Source organism: Acidithiobacillus ferriphilus (assembly GCF_018854775.1).
Taxonomy (GTDB): Bacteria; Pseudomonadota; Gammaproteobacteria; order Acidithiobacillales; family Acidithiobacillaceae; genus Acidithiobacillus; species Acidithiobacillus ferriphilus.
Genome location: NZ_JAAZTY010000236.1, coordinates 1 through 2,105 on the forward strand (window position 1 = coordinate 1; position 2,105 = coordinate 2,105).

Sequence of the window (2,105 nt, forward strand, 5' to 3'; positions counted from 1 at the left end):
TCAGGCCGTCATTACCGCCGGATATGTCTGGCTCGCGGTGATCGGCGTACTGCTGGCGGTGATCGGAGCATTTTATTATCTGCGCGTGGTCAAAGTGATGTACTTTGACCACGCCGATGCCGAGGCAGGGGTTATCGTGCGTGATGATCTGGCGAGTACCGCATTAAGCATCAACAGTCTGGCGCTGTTGGTGCTCGGCATCCTGCCGGGGCCGCTGATGGCCTTTTGTTTCTATGCCATGCAGGGGGTGATTTGATGAGTATGCAAGACTGGGCGCTAGCCTATATCGCACTGGCTTTTATCGCAGCTAATCTGCCGTGGTTGAGTGATCGCCTGTTCTTTTTTCGCGCCACGGCCAATGGAAAAGCGTTGCAATGGTACCTGCTCGAGTGGCTGGTAATGTACGTCATCGTCGGTGTCATCGGTACAAGCATAGAGTATAACCTGGATGGTCGAATTCACGATCAGGGTTGGGAGTTTTATGCGGTTGCCTTGTGCATGTTCGCCGTTTTTGCGATTCCGGGCTTTATCTGGCGTTTTAATGTACGACCGATATTGCGTAGATCTTGACGTGTGGCCCGCTAGTCGGTACATTCACCGGCTGCAGGCGCGTAGCTCAGGGGGAGAGCGCTACCTTGACACGGTAGAGGTCGGCGGTTCGAAACCGCCCGTGCCTACCAAATCCCGCACCAGAGGGGCAATGCTCACTGGTGCTTTTTCTTTGGAGGAAGCATGCCCGATATCCTGTTGCCGGACGGTAGCCATCGTCAGTTCCCGGAGCCCGTAAGCGGGCTGGCGCTGGCGCATGCGATCGGCAGCGGTCTGGCTAAGGCCGCAGTGGCCATGCGGGTCAATGGCAGACTCAAAGACCTCTCGACGATGCTGGATCAGGATGCTGAAGTGGCGATCGTTACGCGTGAGAGCGCTGATGGCCTGGAAGTGATCCGCCATTCGACCGCGCATCTGATGGCTCAGGCGGTGCAGTCGCTCTATCCGGAAGCTCAGGTAACCATCGGGCCGGTCATTGCTAACGGTTTTTACTACGATTTCGCCTTTGAGCGCGGCTTTACCCCAGAGGATCTCGAAGCCATTGAAGAGCGGATGCGCGCGCTGGTTAAGGAAAATCTGCCGGTGCACCGTGAGTTGCTATCCCGCGAAGACGCCATCGCCCTGTTTGAAAAGATGGGCGAAGACTACAAAGTCGAAATTGTCCGCGCTATTCCCGAAGGTGAATCCCTGAGCCTGTACCGGCAGGGAGATTTTGTGGATTTGTGTCGTGGTCCTCATGTGCCGTCGACGGGCTCTTTGGGAGCATTCAAATTGCAGCGGGTAGCGGGTGCCTACTGGCGTGGTGATTCGCGTAATCCCATGTTGCAGCGCATTTATGGCACTGCCTGGGCACAGCAAAAAGATCTGGATGCTTACCTGCAGCAGCTTGCGGAAGCCGAGAAACGCGATCATCGGCGCATCGGCACCGAATTAGATCTTTTTTCTATTCAGGAAGATGCGGGTGGTGGGCTGGTATTCTGGCACCCCAGTGGCGCGCGGGTACGCCGGGTCATTGAAGATTTCTGGCGTAGCGCCCACATCGAGGCGGGTTACGAACTGCTCTACACGCCGCATATTGCCCACGAGCAGTTGTGGTTCACCTCCGGACACAAGGACTTTTACGCCGAGTCCATGTTCGATCCGATGCAGGACGAAGGCCAGCCGTACCAGCTCAAGCCCATGAATTGTCCTTTCCACATTCTGATTTACAAAGACAAGCTGCATTCCTACCGCGATTTCCCCATTCGCTGGGCCGAGTTGGGTACGGTCTACCGCCATGAAATGTCTGGTGCTTTACATGGCCTGATGCGCGTGCGCGGCTTTACCCAAGATGATGCCCATGTTTTTTGTCGACCCGATCAGATAGAGGCGGAGATTCTCGGCGTGTTGGCGCTGGTCCAGAAAATTCTCGGCACCTTCGGTTTCAGCCAATACGAAATAAACTTGTCCACCCGCCCCGAGCATTCGGTGGGCAGTGACGAGATTTGGGATGCGGCTACCCAGGCGCTGCGCAACGCCTTGGAGCGTGCCGGCCTGGCCTATCAAGTAGATGAAGG

2 protein-coding genes, 1 tRNA gene and 1 pseudogene are annotated in these 2,105 nt (G+C 56.1%); all 4 read left to right on the plus strand.

Annotated features, from left to right (window positions below):
- Nucleotides 1–256: pseudogene (locus HF921_RS12795) on the plus strand (NADH:ubiquinone oxidoreductase subunit N); the annotation flags it as partial.
- A complete protein-coding gene (locus HF921_RS12800; protein ID WP_064219262.1) occupies nucleotides 256–570 on the plus strand; it encodes a DUF2818 family protein in 315 nt (104 codons plus the stop codon). The pseudogene HF921_RS12795 and the gene HF921_RS12800, both read left to right, overlap by 1 nt.
- A gap of 35 nt (nucleotides 571–605) precedes the next feature.
- Nucleotides 606–680 (plus strand) — tRNA-Val (locus tag HF921_RS12805).
- 52 nt (nucleotides 681–732) lie between these two features.
- Nucleotides 733–2,105 (plus strand): threonine--tRNA ligase (gene thrS, locus HF921_RS12810; protein ID WP_215893956.1); only part of this gene is annotated, 1,373 nt, incomplete at its 3' end.